This is a genomic window from Pseudomonas sp. PvP028, assembly GCF_017832255.1.
Lineage (GTDB): Bacteria > Pseudomonadota > Gammaproteobacteria > Pseudomonadales > Pseudomonadaceae > Aquipseudomonas > Aquipseudomonas syringae.
Map to the genome: position 1 here is coordinate 3,308,220 of NZ_JAFIBL010000001.1, position 22,278 is coordinate 3,330,497.

Here is a 22,278-nt window from a genome sequence, read left to right on the forward strand (position 1 = left end):
GATGCGGAGACCGAAATGCCCCTTGCTACCAATGCGCTTCTTCAGGCCACAACCTCTGTGACCGCCAGGTCCGGTGTGGCCAATAATGCGGTCAAGTCTGCTGACAGCAGCAAGGACGGGGCCTCCAGCTTTTCCAATGTCTATGCAAAGCAGGCCAAAGACACTGCCCCTGCGCGGGAAGATGCGCCAGTAAAGCCAGCTCGCGACAAGACCGCGCCTGACAAGGACAAGGTCGCCGCCGGCAAGGACAAGCCTGCAAGTGATCAGGCAAATGCCGCCGACAAGTCGAGCGTTGCCGATAGCGGCAATGATTTGCCAGCCAAGCCGGCTGCTGCAGATGATGACGCGGGGCATTCTGATGCTAAACAGGATGATGCACAGGCCTCTGCCGATCCGGCGTTGACTGAGGGCCAGGCGGTCGTCGATCCGGCCCTTGATCCGGCATTGCAGGCAATGGTCGCACAGGCTCCCGGGGCCCCTGTAGCCAAGGTGCCACCCAGTTCGGAAGTCGTCACTGCGCCAGTGGTCTCGGCGCTCACCACCACTCAGGCGGCACCGCCGGCCGTGGTTGAAGACGCCTTCAACCCAGACGCCGATCCGCTTGATGGTCTGGATGCCGTGCAGTTGGCGCTGGAAAACGCCACTGCCAAAACCCAACTGGCTGCGCAGAATGCCCAGGCTGCCAACAAGGCGACGCCGAGCAATGCTGAAGCTGACCCCAATCAAAATATCGTCAATAACCTGTCGGTCTTGAGCGAGCAGCTTCCGTCCGAAGGCAGCAGCACTGAAAGCAGCGACAAGTCGTTCAGTGGTTTGATCGGTGAGGGACTGAAGGATGTCAAAGGCGCCGCCGGTGACACGCGCGTCGACAACTTTGCCGATCGCCTCGCTGCGCTCAGCCAGGCCGCGCAACCCGTACGTGCAGCGGCGGCACCGGCTGCGCCCTTGATGAACCAGCCGTTGGCCATGCATCAAAGTGGCTGGACCGAAGGCATCGTCGATCGCGTCATGTACCTGTCGAGCCAGAACCTCAAGACCGCGGATATCAAGCTTGAGCCTGCCGAACTCGGCCGTCTGGATATCCGGATCAACATGGCGCCTGAGCAGCAGACCCAAGTGACCTTCATGAGCGCGCACCTGGGTGTCCGTGATGCGCTGGAAAGCCAAATGTCGAAGTTGCGTGAGTCGTTCGTGCAGCAGGGGCTTGGCAACGTCGACGTGAATGTCTCCGATCAGTCGCAACAGCAGGCCCAGCAACAGGCTCAAGAGCAGGCCAGTCGCGCCCAGCGCAGCGGTCGTGGTGGGGGCAGGAGCTCTGGCGATAGCTCGGATGAAATCGCAGGCGTCGATGCGGCCATCCCTGTCAGCCAGCCAGCGGCACGAGTGATCGGCACCAGTGAGATCGATTATTATGCGTGAGGCAAGTCTGTCCTGATCTGATTCTCCTGCCAACGCTTCGCGCAGGCACGGAGTTCTTGGTGCTCCGCATCACAAATCGTCGATGCGAAACAATGTTATGCCTTCCACGCAGTCGCTGCTAACGCAGTGCTTTTCGACCGCGGTGGCACAGACGACGCAGAGTGCGACGTAAGTGACGGCTGAGTCTTGGCGCTGATCCGGCGACCCCCGGATCAGTGACAGGGCGAAGGAACCCGACGAAGTCGGGCCGGAAACGGAGCTGCGGGTTTTGCCTACTTTGGCCCCATCAAAGTGACTCGCCGAGGGGCGAAAAGGTGACCTGAGCCGAACCTCAATCCACCTGACAAAGAAAAACCGTTGTGTGACGCAGAGCGTCACGACCTGCATTCCCACGCGCGTGAGGAACGATAGTCATCAGCTACCGCGCCGCGCCTTCAACGCCTGTATAAGAGTCACCATGCCCTTGCGCCCAAGCGCGTAACCGTTTGTGTCCAATACATCCCCGTTTCGTACAACTCTGGCATAACACTTGCTCTGCCTCTGTCACGTATTGAAGAACCTCTTGAATAGTGACGGATTATTGGCATGGCGCAGAGCGAAGAAGTTAAAGACCCCGCGACCACAGGCAAAGGTAAAGGCAAGCTCAAGCTCATTATCATTGCCGTCGTGGCGTTGCTGCTGGCGGTAGGCTTGTCGGTGGGCGCGACCTGGTTCCTCATGCACAAGAGCGAAAGCAAGGTAGACCCAGCGGCGGCCGCAGCGGCAGCGAACGTCAAGCCCGTGGCGGTGTTCGAGCCGATGACCCCGGCCTTCGTGGTCAACTTCAACGCCAATGGCCGCCAACGCTACATGCAGGTGAGCATCACCATGCTGGGTCGAAATGCAGCCGACATGGAAGCGCTGAAGGTACACATGCCATTGATCCGCAATAATCTGGTCATGCTGTTCGCAGCCATTCCCTTCGAATCACTGGCTTCGCCGATCGGCCAGGAAATGCTGCGTCAGAAAGCGACCGCCAGTATTCAGGAAGTCGCACAGAAAGAACTCGGCAAGACTGTGATAGAACAGCTGCTCTTCACTAACTTCGTATTGCAGTAGGACTCTCACATGGCCGTGCAAGACCTGCTCTCCCAGGACGAGATCGATGCGCTGCTGCATGGCGTCGACGATGGGATGGTCCAGACTGACAACAACAGCGAACCTGGCAGTGTCAAAAGTTACGACCTGACCAGCCAGGACCGGATCGTCCGCGGACGCATGCCGACGCTGGAAATGATCAACGAGCGATTCGCTCGCTACACGCGTATCAGCATGTTCAACCTGCTGCGCCGTTCGGCGGACGTGGCAGTGGGCGGTGTTCAGGTCATGAAGTTCGGTGAGTACGTGCATTCCCTGTACGTGCCGACCAGCCTCAACCTGGCCAAGATCAAGCCGCTGCGAGGCACCGCGCTGTTCATTCTCGACGCCAAGCTGGTGTTCAAGCTGGTGGATAACTTTTTCGGCGGTGACGGTCGTCACGCCAAGATCGAAGGCCGGGAGTTCACGCCGACCGAACTGCGTGTCGTACGCATGGTGCTGGATCAGGCGTTTGTCGACCTCAAAGAGGCCTGGCAGGCGATCATGGAAGTGAATTTCGAGTACATCAACTCGGAAGTTAACCCGGCCATGGCCAACATTGTCGGGCCGAGCGAGGCTGTAGTGATCTCCACCTTCCACATCGAACTCGATGGCGGTGGCGGCGACTTGCACGTGACCATGCCGTACTCGATGATCGAGCCGATCCGCGAAATGCTCGACGCCGGTTTCCAGTCCGATCTGGACGATCAGGACGAGCGCTGGGTCAACGCGCTCAAGGAAGACGTGCTGGATGTCAACGTGCCGCTCACCACGACCATCGCCCAGCGCCAGTTGCCGTTGCGGGACATCCTGCACATGCGCCCTGGCGATGTCATCCCGGTGGAACTGAGCGACTCGCTGGTCATGCGTGCCAATGGCGTACCTTCATTCAAGGTCAAGCTTGGCTCGCACAAGGGCAAGATGGCCCTGCAAGTAATCGAACCTATAGCGCGACGCTGACCTTTCAGGTCTGCGTCGGAAATTGTTGCGTAACTGAAATACTGCGTGCAGAGGACAACCGATGGCTGATGAAAACGATATGACGTCTGCTGAAGACCAGGCATTGGCCGATGAATGGGCTGCTGCATTGGGCGAAGCTGGCGACAGTCAGGCTGATATTGATGCGTTGCTGGCTGCGGACGCCGGCAATTCGGGTAGCCGGATGGCTATGGAGGAGTTCGGCAGCGTGCCGAAAAGCACCGGTCCGGTTTCTCTGGATGGTCCCAACCTGGATGTGATTCTCGACATTCCGGTGTCGATTTCCATGGAAGTAGGCAGCACCGACATCAACATTCGTAACCTGTTGCAGCTCAACCAGGGCTCGGTGATCGAGCTGGATCGTCTGGCAGGCGAACCCCTGGATGTGCTGGTCAACGGCACACTGATCGCGCATGGCGAAGTGGTGGTGGTCAACGAAAAGTTCGGCATCCGTCTGACCGACGTGATCAGCCCGAGCGAACGCATCAAGAAGCTGCGCTAAGTGAGGCGCTGGCTGAGTGTTTTGCTGACCCTGCCATCGCTGGCCTGGGCTGCCGAACCCGCCGCTCAGGCGGCACCTGCGCAAGTGGCCAACACGGTCTCCGGCGGCATGGGCGGGCAGGTGGTGCAATTGCTGTTCGGTCTGATCCTGGTGATTGGTCTGATTTTCGTGCTCGCCTGGCTGATGCGCCGGGTGCAGCGCGTCGGGCCTAACAGCAATCAGGTGATCGAGCTGGTGAGTTCGCGCGCACTGGGCCCGCGTGATCGGCTGGTGCTTGTGCAGATCGGTAATGAACAAGTGCTGCTGGGCATTACGCCCGGGCGAATCACGCCTCTGCATGTGCTCAAGGAGCCCGTACAGGTGCCGGTGCGCGAGCAGGCTACCCCTGAATTCGCTCAGCGCCTGATGGAGCTGATGGGCAAGGATAAGGACAAGAAGTGATGGGCGCCTTGCGTTTCCTGATACTGCTGTTGCTGGTCATGGTGACGCCTGCTGCGCTGGCGGCCGATCCGCTGTCGATTCCGGCGATCACGCTGTCCAACGGTGCCGATGGTCAGCAGGAGTATTCGGTCAGCCTGCAGATTCTGCTGATCATGACCGCGCTGAGCTTCATTCCGGCGTTTGTCATGTTGATGACCAGCTTTACGCGAATCATCATCGTCTTCTCGATCCTGCGTCAGGCCCTCGGTCTGCAGCAGGCGCCGTCGAACCAGATCCTCACCGGCATGGCGCTGTTTCTGACCATGTTCATCATGGCGCCGGTCTTCGACCGGGTGAATCAGGACGCCTTGCAGCCTTACCTGGCGGAGAAGCTTTCCGCGCAGGATGCGGTGGCCAAGGCGCAAGTGCCGATCAAGGACTTCATGCTGGCTCAGACGCGCACCAGCGATCTCGAATTGTTCATGCGCCTGTCCAAGCGTACCGACATTCCGACCCCGGATGCCGCGCCATTGACTATTCTGGTTCCGGCGTTCGTGATTTCGGAACTCAAGACGGCGTTTCAGATCGGCTTCATGATCTTCATTCCGTTTCTGATCATCGATCTGGTGGTGGCCAGTGTGCTGATGGCGATGGGTATGATGATGCTGTCGCCGCTGATCATTTCTCTGCCGTTCAAGATCATGCTGTTTGTGCTGGTGGACGGCTGGGCGCTGATTGTCGGCACCCTGGCTGGCAGTTTTGGTGGCGTATGAGCCGTTTTACTGAGGAGTCTGCCCGATGACGCCGGAAGTAGCCGTCGATTTGTTCCGCGAGGCGCTGTGGCTGACCACTGTGCTTGTCGCGATTCTTGTGGTGCCGAGCCTGTTGTGCGGTCTGCTGGTGGCCATGTTTCAGGCGGCCACGCAGATCAACGAACAGACCTTGAGCTTCCTGCCGCGTCTGCTGGTGATGCTCGTCACCCTTATCGTCATCGGCCCGTGGCTGTTGAAAATATTCATGGAATACATGCTGTCGTTGTACACCAGTATTCCGACCCTGATCGGCTAGCACCGCATGCAGCCGATGCTTGCGCTGACCGATACCCAGATCAGTACCTGGGTAGCCAGCTTCATGCTGCCGCTGTTTCGCATCATCGCGTTGCTGATGACCATGCCGATCATCGGCACCACGCTGGTCCCGCGTCGCGTGCGCATGTACCTCGCCGTGGCGATCACCGTAGTGGTCGCGCCTGCGCTCCCAGCCATGCCGCCCGTGCAGGCGCTCGACCTGAGCGCGCTGTTGCTGATCGGTGAACAGATCATCATCGGCGCCGGGATGGGCTTGTCGTTGCAGTTGTTCTTCCATATTTTTGTCATCGCGGGACAGATCATCTCGACGCAGATGGGGATGGGCTTTGCGTCAATGGTCGACCCTACCAACGGTGTTTCCTCCGCCACCATTGGTCAGTTCTTCACGATGCTGGTCACCCTGTTGTTCCTGGCCATGAACGGCCATCTGGTGGTGCTGGAGGTTCTCGTCGAGAGCTTTACCACGATGCCGGTCGGCAGTGGTTTGCTGGTCAATAACTTCTGGGAGCTGGCCAACGGGCTGGGCTGGGCACTGGCTTCGGGTCTGCGACTGGTATTGCCTGCGATCACCGCGCTGCTGATCATCAACATCGCCTTCGGGGTCATGACTCGCGCCGCGCCGCAACTCAACATCTTTTCCATCGGCTTCCCGCTTACGCTGGTGTTGGGCATGGTCATTCTGTGGATGACGATGGGTGACATGCTCAATCAGTATCAACCGATCGCAACGCAGGCCTTGCAGGCGTTGCGCGATATGGTGAGGGCTCGTTGAATGGCAGAAAACGAGAATGGCCAGGACAAGACAGAAGACCCCACGGAAAAAAAGGTCAAGGACTCACGGGCTGACGGCCAGATCGCGCGCTCCAAGGAGCTGACCACGCTGGTGGTGATGCTGATGGGGGCGGGCGGGTTACTGATGTTCGGCTCTGATATCGCCCTGATGATGTCCGAACTGATGCGTGACAATTTCACGATATCCCGTGAAACCCTGATGGACCAGTCCTACATGGGCAAGGCGCTGCTCAGTTCCGGGATGCATGCGCTGGTCGTGGTCCTGCCGTTTCTGATCGCCATGCTGGTTGCCGCACTGGTGGGGCCGATCATGCTCGGTGGCTGGTTGTTCGCAACCAAATCGTTGATGCCCAAGTTCAGCCGGATGAACCCGGCAGCAGGGCTCAAGCGCATGTTCTCGCCGCATGCGCTGGTCGAGTTGCTCAAGTCCTTCGGAAAATTCCTGATCACTCTGGCAGTGGCGCTGGTGGTCCTGAACAATGAGCGCAAGGATCTGGTCGCGATTGCTCACGAGCCGCTCGAGCAGGCCATGATCCATAGCCTGGTGGTGGTGGGCTGGAGCAGTTTCTGGATGGCGTGCGGCCTGATATTCATCGCGGCGGCGGATGTGCCGTTCGTGTTGTATGAAGCGCACAAGAAATTGCTGATGACCAAGCAGGAAGTGCGCGACGAGCACAAGAACAGCGAGGGCAGCCCGGAGGTCAAGCAACGTATTCGTCAGTTGCAGCGTGAAATGTCGCAGCGGCGCATGATGGCCTCCGTTCCCGAAGCAGACGTGATCATCACCAACCCGACACACTTCGCCGTCGCCCTCAAATACGATCCCGAGCAGGGCGGGGCGCCGATGTTGCTGGCCAAGGGTACGGATCTGGTGGCGCTGAAAATTCGTGAAATCGGCGCGCATAACGAGATCCTGATTCTGGAGTCTGCGGCACTGGCGCGTTCTATCTACTACAGCACCGAGCTTGACCAGGAAATCCCCGCCGGCCTGTATCTGGCGGTCGCACAGGTGCTGGCCTACGTCTACCAGATCCGCCAGTTCCGCGCCGGTCAGGGCAAGCGCCCCGACCCTCTGGGCGACATCAGGATTCCTCCCGACCTGCAGCGCGACGCGTAGCCCGCTCTCCCTTCGTTGCCGGCAGACCACCATCTTGCCCATGCTCCACGTGGGCATGCCGTTCCGGGCGGTCCGCGCTCCGGTTTAACCTGGCTTGTGTCTCTAAAACCTTACCGCCGCTGGCTTTGTAAAAGTTGGACAGCTTTTTGCAACAGGGTCGATACAGGGCGCCATCGGCGTCAATGTTTTGATCTAGTGCGCAGGTAACGAATCAGTGGATCGCTCTCAATTACTCAGTAGCGCACGCAGCAACATCACAGGCCTGGGCCGTGGTCAGTTGGGCGTTCCGTTGTTGTTGCTGATCATGCTGGCAATGATGATGTTGCCCATGCCGCCGTTCCTGCTGGACGTACTTTTCACGTTCAACATTGCACTGTCCATCGTCGTGCTGCTGGTCTGCGTATACGCCCTGCGGCCGCTGGATTTTTCTGTGTTTCCGACCATTCTGCTGGTCGCCACGTTGCTGCGTCTGGCGCTGAACGTGGCTTCCACCCGGGTGGTGATGCTTCACGGCCAGGACGGCCACGCCGCGGCGGGCAAGGTGATTCAGGCCTTCGGTGAAGTGGTGATCGGTGGCAACTACGTCGTCGGTATCGTGGTGTTCGCGATTCTGATGATCATCAACTTCGTGGTTATCACCAAGGGTGCCGGCCGTATTTCCGAGGTAAGCGCGCGCTTCACCCTCGACGCGATGCCCGGCAAACAGATGGCGATCGACGCCGATCTCAACGCCGGTCTTATCGACCAGCCGGAAGCCAAGCGCCGTCGTGCCGAAGTGGCCCAGGAAGCCGAGTTCTACGGGTCCATGGACGGTGCCAGCAAGTTTGTACGCGGTGACGCGATTGCCGGCCTGCTGATTCTGTTCATCAACCTGATCGGCGGCATGCTGGTCGGTATCTTTCAGCACAACATGACCTTCGCCGATGCGGGTCGCGTTTACACCCTGTTGACCATCGGTGACGGTTTGGTGGCGCAATTGCCATCACTGCTGCTGTCCACCGCTGCCGCGATCATGGTGACCCGTGCTTCCGGTTCTGAAGAGATGGGCAAGCTGATCAATCGCCAGATGTTTGCCTCGCCCAAGGCGCTGGCTGTATCTGCCGCCATCATGATCGTGATGGGTCTGGTGCCAGGCATGCCGCATTTCTCCTTCATCGGCCTTGGCCTGGTGGCCGCAGGTGGTGCTTACCTGCTGTGGAAGAAAGACAACCAGGTGAAGGTCGAGGCGCTGGCCGAAGTGCAGCGTCAACAGGACCTGCTGCCGTCACCGACCCGCGTTCAAGACTCCAAGGAGCTGGGCTGGGATGACGTCACCCCCATCGATATCATCGGCCTGGAAGTAGGTTATCGCCTGATTCCGCTGGTGGATCGCAATCAGGGTGGTCAGTTGCTGGCGCGTATCAAGGGTGTGCGCAAGAAGCTCTCGCAAGAGCTCGGTTTTCTGATGCCCACCGTGCACATTCGCGACAACCTTGATCTGGCGCCAAGCGCCTATCGTCTGACACTGATGGGCGTGATTCTGGCCGAGGCCGAGATCTACCCGGATCGCGAGCTGGCGATCAACCCCGGTCAAGTGTTCGGCACCCTTAACGGCATCACCGCCAGAGATCCGGCGTTTGGGCTGGAAGCCGTGTGGATCGAAATAAGCCAGCGCAGCCAGGCTCAGTCGCTGGGGTACACGGTGGTCGATGCCAGTACTGTAGTGGCGACTCACTTGAACCAGATTCTCTACAAGCATTCGCATGAGCTGATCGGCCACGAGGAAGTCCAGCAATTGATGCAATTGCTGGCCAAAAGCTCGCCCAAGCTGGCTGAAGAGCTGGTACCTGGCGTGCTGTCGCTGTCCTCGCTGCTCAACGTGCTGCAAGCGCTGCTGGCTGAACACGTACCTGTCCGTGATATTCGCAGCATTGCAGAGGCTATCGCCAACAACGCCGGGAAGAGTCAAGATACCGCCGCTTTAGTGGCCGCGGTGCGCGTTGGTCTGAGCCGCGCAATCGTCCAAAGCATTGTAGGCGTTGAGCCGGAGCTGCCTGTTATCACTCTGGAACCAAGGTTGGAACAGATATTGCTCAATAGTTTGCAGAAGGCTGGTCAGGGTCAGGAAGAAGGCGTTCTTCTTGAGCCAAGCATGGCTGAGAAGCTCCAGCGTTCGTTGATCGAGGCCGCCCAGCGTCAGGAGATGCAAGGGTTGCCGGTAATTCTTCTGGTAGCAGGGCCTGTCCGGGCGATGCTGTCACGATTTGGACGATTGGCTGTACCGAACATGCATGTTCTGGCGTACCAGGAAATTCCGGACAACAAGCAAGTAACCATCGTAGCGACTGTCGGGCCAAACGGCTGAGGTAGTGAGTCATGCAAGTTAAGCGATTTTTCGCCGCCGATATGCGTCAAGCCATGAAGCTGGTTCGCGATGAGCTGGGCGCTGAAGCGGCCATCATCGGTAACCGGCGCATTGCCGGTGGCGTAGAGCTGACTGCTGCTCTGGATTACAAGCTGTCCGCCCTGGCACCGCGTGTGCCGAACATGGAACTGGAAGACGAGCTGCGCAAGACTCAGTCGCGCATCGTCTCCGCCCAGGCCGAATTGAACAACCGCAGCGACAGCGACGCATCGATCAACCTGCAGCTTTTTTCCGGCAAGCCGGCCAACCCTGCCGATACGCACATTGAGCCGACGCTCGAAGAGCCGCCGCGTCCATTCGCGTACGCACCGCCACAGGCCGCCGAGCCTGCCATTGGCCAGCGCGCCTATGACTCGATGCGCTCCGAATTGAACGGCCTGCGTGAGTTGCTGGAAGTCCAGCTCGGCTCGCTGGCCTGGAACCAGCTGCAGGGCAGTCGTCCGCAGCAGGCCAACCTTTGGCGTCGCCTGCAACGTGTCGGCCTGTCCGGCCCGCTGTCACGCGACCTGCTGTCGATGATTCCGGAGATTGACGAGCCTCGTCAGGCCTGGCGCATGCTGCTGGCGCACCTGGCCCGCATGATCGCCGTACCCGAAGTCGAGCCGCTCGAAGAGGGCGGCGTGATTGCAATGGTCGGTCCTGCAGGAATGGGCAAGACCACCACCCTGGCCAAACTGGCAGCACGTTACGTGCTGAAGTACGGCCCGCAGAATATCGCACTGGTCAGCATGGACAGTTTCCGCATCGGCGCGCAGGAGCAGCTCAAGACCCTTGGGCGCATCCTCAACGTACCGGTCACCCATATCGATCCTGGCCAGTCTCTGGTTCAGGCGCTGGAACCGCTGTTGCGCAAACGCGTGGTACTGATTGACACCGCCGGCCTGCAGGCCAGTGATCCTGCGCTGCGCATGCAGCTGGAAAGCCTCGCGGGTCGCGGCATCAAGTCGCGCAACTATCTGGTACTGGCAACCACCAGCCAGAAGCAGGTGCTGACAGCCGCGTATCACAGTTACAAACGTTGTGGCCTGGCCGGATGCATTCTGACCAAGCTTGATGAAACTGCCAGCCTTGGTGAAGTCCTGAGCCTGGCGATCAGTCACGAACTACCTGTGGCCTACCTCACGGACGGACCACGTATTCCTGATGACCTGCATACTCCGCGTCGTCATCAGTTGGTAAGCCGCGCTGTGAGTGTGCAGATGCAGGACGAGCCTAGCGAAGAAGCAATGGCTGATATGTTTGCTGACCTCTATCACACCCCTGGCAAGAGAGTGGGTTAAGTGATGGATATTATTGGAATGTCCCTGCGTCAACGGTCTGCCATACAGTGTTCATTTGCGAACGTGCAGCCCTCGATGTGGTTTCGGTCTACGCAAGACAAGGTAAAGAAATAACATGGGCAGCATGCATCCCGTACAGGTTATCGCGGTGACCGGTGGCAAAGGTGGCGTCGGTAAGACTAACGTGTCAGTGAACCTTTCACTGGCCCTCGCCGAGCTTGGCCGTCGCGTCATGCTGCTGGACGCCGATCTGGGTCTGGCCAATGTCGACGTGCTGCTTGGGTTGACGCCCAAACGCACGCTTGCCGATGTCATGGAGGGGCGTTGTGAGTTGCGCGACGTGCTGTTGCAGGGGCCGGGCGGGGTTCGAATCGTACCCGCCGCTTCCGGCACCCAGAGCATGGTGCATCTATCGCCCGCCCAGCATGCGGGCTTGATCCAGGCGTTCAGTGAGATTGGCGACAACCTCGATGTGCTGGTGATCGACACAGCCGCCGGTATCGGTGAGTCGGTGGTCAGCTTCGTGCGCGCCGCTCAGGAAGTGCTGCTGGTGGTGTGCGATGAGCCCACGTCGATCACCGATGCCTACGCCCTGATCAAACTGCTCAACCGCGATTACGGCATGAACCGCTTCCGGGTGCTGGCCAACATGGCACAGAGCCCGCAGGAAGGGCGCAACCTGTTCGCCAAACTGACCAAAGTGACGGACCGTTTTCTCGATGTTGCACTGCAGTATGTAGGTGCCGTGCCGTACGACGAGTGCGTACGCAAGGCGGTACAGAAACAGCGCGCTGTTTACGAAGCATTCCCGCGTTCCAAATGTGCACTGGCCTTCAAGGCCATTGCCCAGAAGGTTGATACCTGGCCGTTGCCAGCCAATCCGCGGGGTCATCTCGAGTTCTTCGTTGAGCGACTCGTTCACCAGACCAGTGCAGGGCCTGTGCAATGACTGCGAGCGGCTACCAGATGTACAGCAAGACTTCCCGTAATTCACAGTACGAGTTGATCGAGCGCTATGCGCCATTGGTCAAGCGTATCGCTTATCATCTGCTGGCGCGCTTGCCGGCCAGCGTGCAGGTCGAGGATCTGATCCAGGCCGGCATGATCGGCCTGCTTGAAGTCTCCACCAAGTATGATTCCACCAAGGGTGCGAGTTTCGAGACCTATGCTGGCATTCGCATCCGTGGTGCGATGCTCGATGAAGTGCGCAAGGGTGACTGGGCGCCACGCTCGGTACACCGCAATACGCGCATGGTCAGCGACGCAATTCGGTCAATTGAAGCTAAAACCGGCCGTGATGCTAAAGATCACGAGGTTGCGGCCGAACTCCAGTTGAGTCTCGATGATTACTACGGGATTTTGAATGACACCTTGGGCAGCCGCCTCTTCAGTTTCGACGACCTGCTGCAGGACGGCGATCATGAAGGGCTGCACGAGGATGGCGCAAGCGGATCGCTTGAGCCGTCGCGCGACCTGGAAGACGAGCGCTTCCAGGCTGCGTTGGCCGATGCAATTGCCAATCTGCCAGAGCGCGAGCGTCTGGTGTTGGCGCTGTACTACGACGAAGAGCTGAACCTCAAGGAAATCGGAGAGGTTCTTGGGGTCAGCGAATCTCGGGTCAGTCAGTTACACAGCCAGTGCGCAGCTCGTTTGCGAGGGCGTTTGGGGGAGTGGCGAGCGCGTTGACAGGCAATGTGCGGTCCTTGGCCGCACGTTGGCTGCAAGCCGGCTGTGCAGAGCGTTACGTGGTAACAGGATGGACTCGTCAGAAGCCTGTCAGGCATTGCCTTGATGGGCTTGTTTCTCAGGTCCTTGCCTGTTGTTGTGCCAAGCCCGTCGTCGTTTCGTACAGCCGGAGGTGTGCTGTGCCAGTATTGAGTGAACAGCGTGTTCAGGTGCTGAACGCGTTAAAGACTGCTTGGAGGTCGAATTGGACAAGAACATGAAAATCCTCATCGTTGATGACTTCTCAACGATGCGGCGGATCATCAAGAACCTTTTGCGTGATCTGGGGTTTACCAACACATCGGAAGCGGATGATGGTCTGACCGCATTGCCGATGCTGCAGAGCGGTGCCTTTGACTTTCTGGTGACGGACTGGAACATGCCTGGCATGTCCGGTATCGATCTGCTGCGCGAAGTCCGCAAGGACGAACGCCTCAAGAGCCTTCCCGTGCTGATGGTCACTGCCGAAGCCAAGCGTGAGCAGATCATTGAAGCTGCCCAGGCTGGGGTGAACGGCTATGTAGTCAAGCCATTCACTGCCCAAGCCCTGAAAGACAAGATCGACAAGATCTTTGAACGCGTCAATAGCTGATGCAAGCCGCGAGGGCGCTATGGATAACAATGATTCGATGGCCGACTTTGAGTCGACCTTAAAGAGACACGCGCAGGAACTTGTCACCAGCCTTGAAAAGGGTCGTTTCGGTGACGCTGTGCAACTGATTCACGAACTCAACCAGACACGCGACCGCGGCCTTTATCAGGAAGTGGGCAAGCTGACTCGTGAGCTGCACAGTGCAATCGTAAACTTTCACATCGATCCGCACATGCCTCAAGCCGAGGAAGTGTCGCAGATCACGGATGCTACCGAGCGCCTGTCGTATGTGGTGAGGCTGACCGAGAATGCGGCCAACCGCACCATGGACCTGGTGGAGGAGAGTACGCCGGTCATGAACGGCCTGAGTTCCGACGCCAAGGCGTTGAGCGACGACTGGGGACGTTTCATGCGCCGCGAAATCGGTGCCGAAGAGTTCCGCGAGCTGGCCAAGCGGGTCGATGGTTTTCTGACGCGTACCGAGAAGGAAACCCATCAGGTTTCCGCGCATCTCAACGACATTCTGCTCGCCCAGGATTACCAGGACCTTACCGGTCAGGTTATCAAGCGAGTGACGCAACTGGTCACTGAGGTCGAGAGCAATCTGCTCAAACTGGTGCTCATGGCCAGTCATGTCGATCGCTTTGCAGGCATCGAACATGACGAACAATCCATCCTCGATGAAAAAGATCCTAAAAAACATCTCGCTCAGGGTGAAGGTCCGCAGATTCATGCCGATAAACGTGAAGACGTCGTATCCGGACAGGATGATGTAGACGATCTGCTATCGAGCCTCGGCTTCTAAGGTCTGTTGACGGTTAATTTTAGGGAGCACCCCATGAGCTTCGGCGCCGATGAAGAAATCCTTCAGGATTTTCTGGTAGAGGCCGGCGAAATTCTGGAGCAGTTGTCAGAGCAATTGGTCGAGCTGGAAAGCCGACCGGATGATGCTGATCTGCTCAATGCAATTTTTCGCGGTTTTCACACTGTAAAAGGGGGCGCCGGCTTCCTCCAGCTCCATGAGCTGGTGGAGTGCTGCCACATCGCCGAAAACGTGTTCGACATCCTGCGTAAGGGTGAACGTCGCGTCGATTCCGAATTGATGGACGTGGTCCTGGAAGCACTGGACACCGTCAACAGCATGTTCGGTCAGGTACGTGAACGGACTGACGTAACTCCGGCGACGCCAGAACTGCTGGCCGCGCTGGCGCGTCTGGCCGAGCCACAATCCGCCGATGAAGTAGCGGCTCCTGAACCTGAGCCGGTGGTTGAAGTCCAGGCTGCTGCTGCGGTTGCGGAGCCAGCCGCTGGCGACGAGATTACCGATGATGAATTCGAGCAGTTGCTCGATTCGCTGCACGGCTCAAACCCGGTATCTGCAGCGCCTGCAACGGCGCCAGCAGCGGTTGCGGCTGCGCCGGCGGGTGATGAAATCACCGATCAGGAATTCGAATCCCTGCTTGATCAGTTGCATGGCAAGGGCAAGTTTGCGGCTGACGCTGCTCCTGCTCCGGCACGTGCACCTGTGGCGCAGGGGAGTGCAGCGCCTGCCGGTGATGAAATCACCGACGACGAATTCGAAGCGTTGCTCGATCAACTGCACGGCAAAGGCTCGTTTGATGGCGCCGTAGCGGCTCCGGTAGCTGCTGCACCTGTAGCCGTTGCTGCCAAGGCACCCGCTGCTGCTTCGGACGAAATCACCGATCACGAATTCGAAAGCCTGCTCGACGAATTGCATGGCAAGGGCAAGTTCGAGCCTGAGGCGATCGTTGCCAACGCGCCTGCTCCGGCCGCAGCGGCTGCTCCGCCACCTCCTGTCGCCAAGCCTGCACCGGCGCCTGCTGCGAAAGCCGAGCCGGCCAAACCTGCTTCGGCTCCAGCCCCTGCGCGCACTCCTGCGCCTACCGGCGAAAAGCCGGTGGCGACAGAAGCCGAAACCACGGTTCGTGTCGATACCGCCCGACTGGACGAGATCATGAACATGGTCGGCGAGCTGGTACTGGTGCGTAACCGTCTGGTGCGCCTGGGTCTCAACAACGGCGATGAAGCCATGTCCAAGGCAGTTTCCAACCTGGATGTGGTGACTGCCGATCTGCAGACTGCGGTGATGAAAACCCGCATGCAGCCGATCAAGAAAGTCTTCGGCCGCTTCCCGCGTCTGGTCCGTGACCTGGCTCGCCAGCTCAAGAAAGAGATCAACCTGGAACTGGTCGGTGAAGAGACCGACCTTGACAAGAACCTCGTAGAGGCGCTTGCCGATCCACTGGTCCACTTGGTGCGTAACGCAGTCGACCACGGTATCGAAACGCCGGAAGAGCGCGAAGCCACGGGCAAGTCCCGCGGCGGTCGTGTGATCCTTTCGGCAGAGCAGGAAGGCGACCATATCCTGCTGTCGATTTCCGATGACGGTAAGGGCATGGACCCTAACGTACTGCGCTCCATTGCAGTGAAGCGCGGCGTCATGGACAAGGATGCAGCCGATCGGTTGAGTGACACCGATTGCTACAACCTGATCTTCGCGCCGGGCTTCTCGACCAAGACCGAGATTTCCGATGTGTCGGGTCGCGGTGTGGGCATGGACGTGGTCAAGACCAAGATCTCCCAGCTCAACGGCTCGATCAACATCTACTCGACCAAGGGCCAGGGTTCGAAGATCGTCATCAAGGTGCCGTTGACCTTGGCGATCATGCCGACCCTGATGGTGATGCTGGGCAACCAGGCTTTCGCTTTCCCGCTGGTCAACGTCAACGAAATCTTCCATCTGAACCTGTCGACTACCAACGTGGTTGATGGCCAGGAAGTGGTGATCGTACGTGACAAGGCCTTGCCGCTGTTCTACCTCAAGCGCTGGCTGGTCAGTTCGGCGGCTCACGAGGAGCAGCGCGAAGGGCACGTGGTAATCCTCACGGTCGGCACTCAGCGCATCGGCTTTGTCGTCGATCAACTGGTCGGTCAGGAAGAAGTGGTCATCAAACCGCTGGGCAAGATGCTGCAAGGTACGCCGGGTATGTCGGGCGCCACCATCACCGGTGACGGTCGCATCGCCTTGATTCTCGATGTACCCAGCATGCTCAAGCGTTACGCCGCACGGCGTATCTGAACCCGGGGTCGCGGGCAGCCTGGCTGCCTGCGGCACCTATTGGAGTGTTTATGGCAGTCAAGGTCCTGGTGGTGGATGATTCCGGTTTTTTCCGCCGCCGCGTTACGGAAATTCTTTCTTCGGACCCCAACATTGTAGTGGTCGGCACCGCCACCAACGGCAAGGAAGCGATTGAGCAGGCGCTGGCGCTCAAGCCGGATGTCATCACCATGGACTACGAAATGCCGATGATGGATGGCATTACGGCAGTTCGCCATATCATGCAGCGTATCCCCACCCCGGTATTGATGTTCTCGTCGCTGACGCACGAAGGTGCGCGCGTGACGCTGGATGCTCTTGACGCCGGTGCGGTGGATTTTCTACCCAAGAATTTCGAAGATATCTCGCGCAACCCGCAGAAGGTCAAGCAACTGCTGTGCGAGAAGATCAACAGCATCTCACGCAGCAATCGTCGTTCCAGCGGGTTCGGTTCAGCCAGTGCAACTCCGGCAGCACCGGCTCCGTCGACGTTGACCAGCCGCGCTTCTGCGCCAGCCCCGGCACCCGCCAGGGCGGTGCCGTCACGCACGGCAACACCCGCTGCCGCTTCGGCCGCCCCGGCCCATCATGCGCCGGCGCACCCGACGACGTCAGGCACGGCCAAGCGCAAGGCCTACAAACTGGTGGCCATCGGCACGTCAACGGGCGGCCCGGTCGCACTGCAACGCGTACTGACCCAACTGCCAGCCAACTTTCCGGCACCACTGGTGCTGATTCAGCACATGCCTGCGGCGTTTACCAAGGCGTTTGCCGAACGTCTCGACAAGCTGTGCAAGATCAGCGTCAAGGAAGCGGAAGACGGCGACGTGCTGCGTCCTGGTCTGGCGCTGCTGGCACCGGGTGGCAAGCAGATGATGGTTGACGGACGCGGCACGGTGAAGATTCTGCCGGGCGACGAGCGCCTCAATTACAAGCCCTGCGTCGACATCACCTTCGGCTCTGCCGCCAAGTCCTACGGCGATAAAGTGCTTTCGGTGGTCTTGACCGGCATGGGCGCCGACGGCCGCGAGGGCGCGCGTTTGCTCAAGCAGGCTGGCAGTACCGTGTGGGCTCAGGATGAAGCGAGCTGCGTGATTTATGGCATGCCGATGGCCATCGTCAAGGCTGAACTCGCGGATGCGATCTACAGTCTCGACGACATCGGTCGGCACCTGGTAGAGGCCTGTCTCTGATGGATGTACTGAGCCTTATCGGTCTGATCCTGGCGTTTGTCGCAATCATTGGTGGTAATTTTCTCGAAGGCGGGCACCTCGGTGCCTTGCTCAATGGTCCGGCGGCGCTGATCGTGTTGGGCGGTACACTCGGTGCTTCGCTGTTGCAGTCGCCGATGAACGCGTTCATGCGTGCTATGAAAATCATCCACTGGATCATTTTTCCGCCACGTATCGATCTGCCTGGCGGTGTCGATCGAGTGATCGGCTGGAGCATGACCGCTCGCAAAGAGGGCTTGCTGGGTCTGGAAACCGTAGCTGATTCCGAGCCCGACGGTTATTCGCGCAAGGGCCTGCAACTGTTGGTCGACGGTGCAGAACCCGCCGCGATTCGCAGCATTCTTGAAGTGGATTTCATCACGCAGGAAACCCGCGATATTCAGGCTGCGAAAGTATTCGAAAGCATGGGCGGCTACGCGCCGACCGTGGGTATCATCGGCGCAGTCATGGGCCTGATCCATGTCATGGGCAACCTGGCTGATCCCAGCCAGTTGGGCAGCGGTATTGCGGTGGCCTTCGTCGCCACCATCTACGGCGTGGCCATGGCCAACCTGATCCTTTTGCCAGTGGCGAACAAACTCAAGGCCATTGCCCACCGTCAGGCGCGCTACCGCGAAATGTTGCTTGAAGGTCTGTTGTCCATCGCCGAGGGTGAAAACCCGCGCTCCATCGAACTCAAGCTGCAAGGCTTCATGGAGTAACAACGCATGGCTCGCCGTCGTCAGGTCGAAGAACATGAAAATCACGAACGCTGGCTGGTGTCGTATGCCGACTTCATTACCTTGCTGTTCGCGTTTTTCGTGGTGATGTACTCGATTTCCTCGGTCAACGAAGGCAAGTACAAGATCCTGTCCCAGGCATTGGTCGGCGTATTCAACGACACTGAACGCACCATGAAGCCGATCCCCATCGGTGAGCAGCGCCCGGTCTCGGTCAAGCCTGCCGAGCCCCTGGTCAAGGACAGCGAGCAGACTGACGCCGGTATAGGTCAGGCGTCCGATGACCCGTTGCAGACCATTGCCCAGGACGTGCGCGATGCGTTCGGTGACCTGATCAAGTCCGATCAGATGACGGTGCGTGGCAACGAACTGTGGATCGAGATCGAGCTCAACTCCAGCATGCTTTTCGGCAGCGGCGATGCGATGCCCAGCGACAAGGCGTTCACCATCATCGAAAAGGTCGCCGGAATCGTCAAACGCTTCGACAACCCGATCCATGTCGAGGGCTTTACCGACGACCAGCCGATCAGCACTGCACAATTCCCGACCAACTGGGAGCTGTCTTCGGCACGTTCTGCCAGCATTGTGCGCATGTTGGCCATGGACGGCGTCAATCCGGCGCGACTCGCTTCGGTGGGCTACGGTGAATTTCAGCCGATCGTTCCCAATACCAGCACGGCCGGACGCGCCAAGAACCGCCGTGTAGTGCTGGTTATCTCGCGCAATCTGGACGTTCGCCGCAGCCTGACCAGCGCTGGATCGGCCAATGTGCAGCCTGATGCTGCATTGCGGCGTGCTGGCACACAAACTGCACCGGTGCCAGCAAAGCCGCCGGTACGCGCGAACGCCGTCAATTCTCCGTCACCCGCCCCCTAAACATCGTATCGGTATGGTCGTCGCTGTACGCAAGGAAAACAATTAATGAGAGTCTGGGCAGTAGCCAACCAGAAAGGTGGAGTCGGAAAGACCACCACGACCATTGCCCTGGCCGGTTTGCTGGCCGACTCAGGTAAGCGCGTGGTTGTGGTCGATCTGGACCCTCACGGCTCCATGACCAGTTATTTCGGGCATAACCCGGACGAGCTGGAACACAGCGCTTTCGATCTGTTTCTGCATAAAGGTGCTGTGCCGGACGGTCTTCCCGGCCAGTTGTTGCTGCCTACCAGCGATAAACGCATCTCGCTGATCCCCTCCAGCACCGCGCTTGCCACGCTGGAGCGCCAGTCACCCGGCCAGAGCGGCCTGGGTCTGGTTGTCGCGAAAAGCCTGGCTCAGTTGTGGCAGGATTTTGACTATGCGTTGATCGACAGTCCGCCGCTGCTGGGCGTTCTCATGGTCAATGCACTGGCGGCCAGCCAGCAACTGGCGATTCCGGTGCAGACCGAGTTTCTGGCCGTGAAAGGTCTGGAGCGCATGGTCAATACGCTGACCATGATCAATCGTTCGCGCAAGGTGCCGTTGCCTTACACCATCGTGCCGACCTTGTTCGACCGCCGTACCCAGGCATCGATGGGCACCTTGAAACTGTTGCGCGACAGCTTTCCCGAGCATGTCTGGCAAGCCTACGTGCCGGTCGATACACGACTGCGCGATGCCAGCCGTCTGGGGCTTACGCCGTCGCAGAACGACAGCAAGAGTCGCGGTGTGATCGCTTACCGGGCATTGCTCAAGCATATGCTCGCCGAGCAGCTCAATGCGCAGGTGGCCTGACGTGAACGTCTACTCTTTCTGCATTGTTTGCTCAAGTGATGCCTCAATGCGGCCGATAACTGTATCAGGCTGCACATGCTCCATTTTTCGTTGGGCCCCGGTATGAACCGCCCTGTAGAAGTAGCAACACGACCCAAACTGGCTTTGCAGTCCTACCTGGACGCACTGCTGTACGACGCGACTGAAGTGCTCGAAGAGCCCGTCAGCAGCATCGATGAATTTCAGGCGGCTGTGCTCGAAGAGCAGGCCTTTGATGCGCGGATGCAGGCGCAGATCAAGCCGCTTGCGGTCGCGGTTGCCGCGCCGGCTCCGGTGGCTGTCAAGGTGCAGGTAGCAGCGCCCGCGCCAGTGGTTGAAGTCGCTCCGGTGATCGTTGCCGAAGCGGTGCAGGTTGAAGAGGCAGTGCCAACCGTTGCGCTGGTTGAACCGGTCGCCGAGTTGAGCACGCTGGCAGCCCAGCGTACCCCGACGCCACCGCCGACCAGTGATGGTCGTCCGGCATGGGCTGCCGAGCCATTCGAATGCCTGTTGTTCGATGTGGCCGGTCTGACACTGGCGGTGCCGCTGGTGTGCCTGGGGTCGATATATCCGCTGGCGGGGCAGGAGCTGACGCCGCTGTTCGGTCAGCCGGACTGGTTTCTCGGGATCCTGCCGTGTCAGGCAGGCAACCTGAAAGTGTTGGATACCGCGCGCTGGATCATGCCTGATCGCTACCGCGACGATTTTCGCCAGGGATTGCAGTATGTGATTTCGGTGCAGGGATACGAGTGGGGGCTGGCGGTGCATCAGGTCAGCCGTTCGTTGCGTCTTGATCCGAACGAGATCAAATGGCGCGCGCAGCGAGGTCATCGTCCATGGCTGGCGGGTACGGTCATCGAGCATATGTGCGCGTTGCTGGATGTAGCAGAGTTGGCCGAGCTGATAGCCAGTGGCGCGGTCAAGCAGTTGAACAAGTCGAAATAATCATGGGTCGATGCCAGTGGCGTCACCTGCAAAGAACACACGTGAGGGGTTGGGGTTATGAATAAGTCGTCTGCACAAGGTTCCGAAGATCCTATTCTGCAATGGGTTACGTTCCGCCTGGACAACGAGTCCTACGGCATCAACGTAATGCAGGTGCAGGAAGTGCTGCGCTACACTGAAATCGCCCCGGTGCCGGGTGCGCCAAGTTATGTGCTGGGCATCATCAACCTGCGCGGTAACGTCGTGACCGTGATCGACACCCGTCAGCGTTTTGGCCTGGACCCGGTTGAAGTCAGCGACAACACGCGTATCGTGATCATCGAAGCTGACAAGCAAGTGGTCGGTATTCTGGTCGACAGCGTTGCGGAAGTGGTTTACTTGCGTCAGTCAGAAGTTGAAACTGCGCCTAACGTCGGTAACGACGAATCGGCCAAGTTCATTCAGGGCGTTTGCAACAAGAACGGCGAACTGTTGATTCTGGTTGAACTGGACAAAATGATGTCCGAAGAAGAGTGGTCCGATCTGGAGAACATCTGATTGATCTTTGAGGTAGCTGTCGTCTTTCTGGGCATTCTCTGGGTAGTGACCCTGTTTATGTTCCTGGCCCATACCAGGCGTCAGCGCAAGCTCGACGCCGAGCGTGATGAGGCGGCTGCCTTGCGGGATCAGCGGATCAAGGAGTTGGCCAGGCGTCTGGACAACTACCAGAACGGTACGGTGCGCATGGGCGAAGCGTTACATGAGCTGCGTGCCGTCGTTGCGCCGTTGCCGGACAAGCTCACCGCTCTGGAGCAGCGCGATCCCTCCACGCTATCCTTCGCCCAGGCCGCCCGTCTGGTCGGCATGGGTGCCAGCATCGACGAGCTTACCCAGTCCTGCGGCCTGACCCAGGCCGAAGCGCAGTTGATGACCAAACTGCACGGCAATACAGCGAGCTAGTTTCTCTTCCCTGCACGCCTGCGCTGCACACCCAAGGTCGGACGCAGAGCGTCCAGAACTGCATTCCCACGCTGGAGGAACGATAATCTTGTAATTCTCGTGCCAGTCACTCCGCGTTGGCATGCCCTCCGTAACGCTTGACGTCATAAATTTCCGGCGCGGCA

Annotated in this window: 23 protein-coding genes; all 23 read left to right on the forward strand. The window is 59.0% G+C overall.

Annotated features, from left to right (window positions below; translation table 11 throughout):
- Positions 1-15 precede the first annotated feature (15 nt).
- Complete coding sequence (locus tag JOE34_RS14680) at positions 16-1,419, forward strand: flagellar hook-length control protein FliK (protein ID WP_003391360.1); 1,404 nt, start codon at positions 16-18, stop codon at positions 1,417-1,419.
- Between the two features lie 585 nt (positions 1,420-2,004).
- Positions 2,005-2,517 carry a flagellar basal body-associated protein FliL gene (fliL, locus tag JOE34_RS14685; protein ID WP_003343996.1) on the forward strand — a complete coding sequence of 171 codons (513 nt, stop codon included), beginning with the start codon at positions 2,005-2,007 and terminating at the stop codon, positions 2,515-2,517.
- A 9-nt stretch (positions 2,518-2,526) separates the two neighbouring features.
- On the forward strand, positions 2,527-3,495 hold the full coding sequence (gene fliM / locus JOE34_RS14690; protein WP_003422170.1) for a flagellar motor switch protein FliM: 969 nt from the start codon (positions 2,527-2,529) through the stop codon (positions 3,493-3,495).
- Between the two features lie 61 nt (positions 3,496-3,556).
- The gene (fliN, locus tag JOE34_RS14695) at positions 3,557-4,015 is read left to right on the forward strand and encodes a flagellar motor switch protein FliN (protein ID WP_003316817.1); all 459 of its coding nucleotides are present in this window, start codon (positions 3,557-3,559) and stop codon (positions 4,013-4,015) included.
- Positions 4,016-4,456, forward strand: coding sequence for a flagellar biosynthetic protein FliO (fliO, locus tag JOE34_RS14700; protein ID WP_003343990.1), 441 nt, complete (start codon positions 4,016-4,018; stop codon positions 4,454-4,456).
- Complete coding sequence (gene fliP / locus JOE34_RS14705) at positions 4,456-5,208, forward strand: flagellar type III secretion system pore protein FliP (RefSeq protein WP_003316820.1); 753 nt, start codon at positions 4,456-4,458, stop codon at positions 5,206-5,208. The genes fliO and fliP overlap by 1 nt, the downstream gene beginning before the upstream one ends.
- A 25-nt stretch (positions 5,209-5,233) precedes the next feature.
- Positions 5,234-5,503 carry a flagellar biosynthetic protein FliQ gene (locus JOE34_RS14710; protein ID WP_002554277.1) on the forward strand — a complete coding sequence of 90 codons (270 nt, stop codon included), beginning with the start codon at positions 5,234-5,236 and terminating at the stop codon, positions 5,501-5,503.
- Positions 5,504-5,509: 6 nt separating this feature from the next.
- Positions 5,510-6,295 carry a flagellar biosynthetic protein FliR gene (gene fliR / locus JOE34_RS14715; RefSeq protein WP_017279339.1) on the forward strand — a complete coding sequence of 262 codons (786 nt, stop codon included), beginning with the start codon at positions 5,510-5,512 and terminating at the stop codon, positions 6,293-6,295.
- On the forward strand, positions 6,296-7,432 hold the full coding sequence (flhB, locus tag JOE34_RS14720; RefSeq protein WP_046266994.1) for a flagellar biosynthesis protein FlhB: 1,137 nt from the start codon (positions 6,296-6,298) through the stop codon (positions 7,430-7,432).
- A gap of 214 nt (positions 7,433-7,646) precedes the next feature.
- Positions 7,647-9,776 carry a flagellar biosynthesis protein FlhA gene (gene flhA / locus JOE34_RS14725; RefSeq protein ID WP_003343980.1) on the forward strand — a complete coding sequence of 710 codons (2,130 nt, stop codon included), beginning with the start codon at positions 7,647-7,649 and terminating at the stop codon, positions 9,774-9,776.
- Positions 9,777-9,787: 11 nt separating this feature from the next.
- Positions 9,788-11,116: a flagellar biosynthesis protein FlhF gene (flhF, locus tag JOE34_RS14730; protein WP_024649293.1), complete on the forward strand. Its 1,329-nt coding sequence runs from the start codon at positions 9,788-9,790 to the stop codon at positions 11,114-11,116.
- Between the two features lie 115 nt (positions 11,117-11,231).
- Positions 11,232-12,065, forward strand: coding sequence for a flagellar synthesis regulator FleN (gene fleN / locus JOE34_RS14735; RefSeq protein WP_003343974.1), 834 nt, complete (start codon positions 11,232-11,234; stop codon positions 12,063-12,065).
- Entirely contained in the window at positions 12,062-12,802 is a 741-nt protein-coding gene (gene fliA / locus JOE34_RS14740) for an RNA polymerase sigma factor FliA (protein ID WP_003316826.1), read from the forward strand. Before fleN ends, fliA begins: the two co-directional genes overlap by 4 nt.
- A 256-nt stretch (positions 12,803-13,058) precedes the next feature.
- A complete protein-coding gene (locus JOE34_RS14745; protein ID WP_161420660.1) occupies positions 13,059-13,433 on the forward strand; it encodes a chemotaxis response regulator CheY in 375 nt (124 codons plus the stop codon).
- Positions 13,434-13,452: 19 nt separating this feature from the next.
- A complete protein-coding gene (locus JOE34_RS14750) occupies positions 13,453-14,238 on the forward strand; it encodes a protein phosphatase CheZ (RefSeq protein WP_003316828.1) in 786 nt (261 codons plus the stop codon).
- A gap of 33 nt (positions 14,239-14,271) precedes the next feature.
- On the forward strand, positions 14,272-16,533 hold the full coding sequence (locus JOE34_RS14755; protein ID WP_024665778.1) for a chemotaxis protein CheA: 2,262 nt from the start codon (positions 14,272-14,274) through the stop codon (positions 16,531-16,533).
- Positions 16,534-16,583: 50 nt separating this feature from the next.
- A complete protein-coding gene (locus JOE34_RS14760; protein ID WP_003391381.1) occupies positions 16,584-17,744 on the forward strand; it encodes a chemotaxis response regulator protein-glutamate methylesterase in 1,161 nt (386 codons plus the stop codon).
- A complete protein-coding gene (locus JOE34_RS14765; protein ID WP_003316831.1) occupies positions 17,744-18,484 on the forward strand; it encodes a flagellar motor protein in 741 nt (246 codons plus the stop codon). The genes JOE34_RS14760 and JOE34_RS14765 overlap by 1 nt, the downstream gene beginning before the upstream one ends.
- Positions 18,485-18,490: 6 nt before the next feature.
- Entirely contained in the window at positions 18,491-19,378 is an 888-nt protein-coding gene (gene motD / locus JOE34_RS14770) for a flagellar motor protein MotD (protein WP_003316832.1), read from the forward strand.
- A gap of 45 nt (positions 19,379-19,423) precedes the next feature.
- Complete coding sequence (locus JOE34_RS14775; RefSeq protein WP_003316833.1) at positions 19,424-20,212, forward strand: ParA family protein; 789 nt, start codon at positions 19,424-19,426, stop codon at positions 20,210-20,212.
- A gap of 75 nt (positions 20,213-20,287) precedes the next feature.
- Positions 20,288-21,175, forward strand: coding sequence for a CheW domain-containing protein (locus JOE34_RS14780; RefSeq protein WP_010425357.1), 888 nt, complete (start codon positions 20,288-20,290; stop codon positions 21,173-21,175).
- Positions 21,176-21,232: 57 nt separating this feature from the next.
- A complete protein-coding gene (locus JOE34_RS14785) occupies positions 21,233-21,712 on the forward strand; it encodes a chemotaxis protein CheW (RefSeq protein WP_003343961.1) in 480 nt (159 codons plus the stop codon).
- Positions 21,713-22,114: a DUF2802 domain-containing protein gene (locus JOE34_RS14790; RefSeq protein WP_003316837.1), complete on the forward strand. Its 402-nt coding sequence runs from the start codon at positions 21,713-21,715 to the stop codon at positions 22,112-22,114.
- The last annotated feature ends 164 nt before the right edge of the window (positions 22,115-22,278 follow it).

Bases quoted from the DNA above. Each gene is read 5' to 3' on its own strand.
- JOE34_RS14680 (WP_003391360.1), top strand. From the start codon at position 16: ATGCCCCTTGCTACCAATGCGCTTCTTCAGGCCACAACCTCTGTGACC.
- fliL (WP_003343996.1), top strand. From the start codon at position 2,005: ATGGCGCAGAGCGAAGAAGTTAAAGACCCCGCGACCACAGGCAAAGGT.
- fliM (WP_003422170.1), top strand. From the start codon at position 2,527: ATGGCCGTGCAAGACCTGCTCTCCCAGGACGAGATCGATGCGCTGCTG.
- fliN (WP_003316817.1), top strand. From the start codon at position 3,557: ATGGCTGATGAAAACGATATGACGTCTGCTGAAGACCAGGCATTGGCC.
- fliP (WP_003316820.1), top strand. From the start codon at position 4,456: ATGGGCGCCTTGCGTTTCCTGATACTGCTGTTGCTGGTCATGGTGACG.
- JOE34_RS14710 (WP_002554277.1), top strand. From the start codon at position 5,234: ATGACGCCGGAAGTAGCCGTCGATTTGTTCCGCGAGGCGCTGTGGCTG.
- fliR (WP_017279339.1), top strand. From the start codon at position 5,510: ATGCAGCCGATGCTTGCGCTGACCGATACCCAGATCAGTACCTGGGTA.
- flhB (WP_046266994.1), top strand. From the start codon at position 6,296: ATGGCAGAAAACGAGAATGGCCAGGACAAGACAGAAGACCCCACGGAA.
- flhF (WP_024649293.1), top strand. From the start codon at position 9,788: ATGCAAGTTAAGCGATTTTTCGCCGCCGATATGCGTCAAGCCATGAAG.
- fleN (WP_003343974.1), top strand. From the start codon at position 11,232: ATGGGCAGCATGCATCCCGTACAGGTTATCGCGGTGACCGGTGGCAAA.
- fliA (WP_003316826.1), top strand. From the start codon at position 12,062: ATGACTGCGAGCGGCTACCAGATGTACAGCAAGACTTCCCGTAATTCA.
- JOE34_RS14745 (WP_161420660.1), top strand. From the start codon at position 13,059: ATGAAAATCCTCATCGTTGATGACTTCTCAACGATGCGGCGGATCATC.
- JOE34_RS14750 (WP_003316828.1), top strand. From the start codon at position 13,453: ATGGATAACAATGATTCGATGGCCGACTTTGAGTCGACCTTAAAGAGA.
- JOE34_RS14755 (WP_024665778.1), top strand. From the start codon at position 14,272: ATGAGCTTCGGCGCCGATGAAGAAATCCTTCAGGATTTTCTGGTAGAG.
- JOE34_RS14760 (WP_003391381.1), top strand. From the start codon at position 16,584: ATGGCAGTCAAGGTCCTGGTGGTGGATGATTCCGGTTTTTTCCGCCGC.
- JOE34_RS14765 (WP_003316831.1), top strand. From the start codon at position 17,744: ATGGATGTACTGAGCCTTATCGGTCTGATCCTGGCGTTTGTCGCAATC.
- motD (WP_003316832.1), top strand. From the start codon at position 18,491: ATGGCTCGCCGTCGTCAGGTCGAAGAACATGAAAATCACGAACGCTGG.
- JOE34_RS14775 (WP_003316833.1), top strand. From the start codon at position 19,424: ATGAGAGTCTGGGCAGTAGCCAACCAGAAAGGTGGAGTCGGAAAGACC.
- JOE34_RS14780 (WP_010425357.1), top strand. From the start codon at position 20,288: ATGCTCCATTTTTCGTTGGGCCCCGGTATGAACCGCCCTGTAGAAGTA.
- JOE34_RS14785 (WP_003343961.1), top strand. From the start codon at position 21,233: ATGAATAAGTCGTCTGCACAAGGTTCCGAAGATCCTATTCTGCAATGG.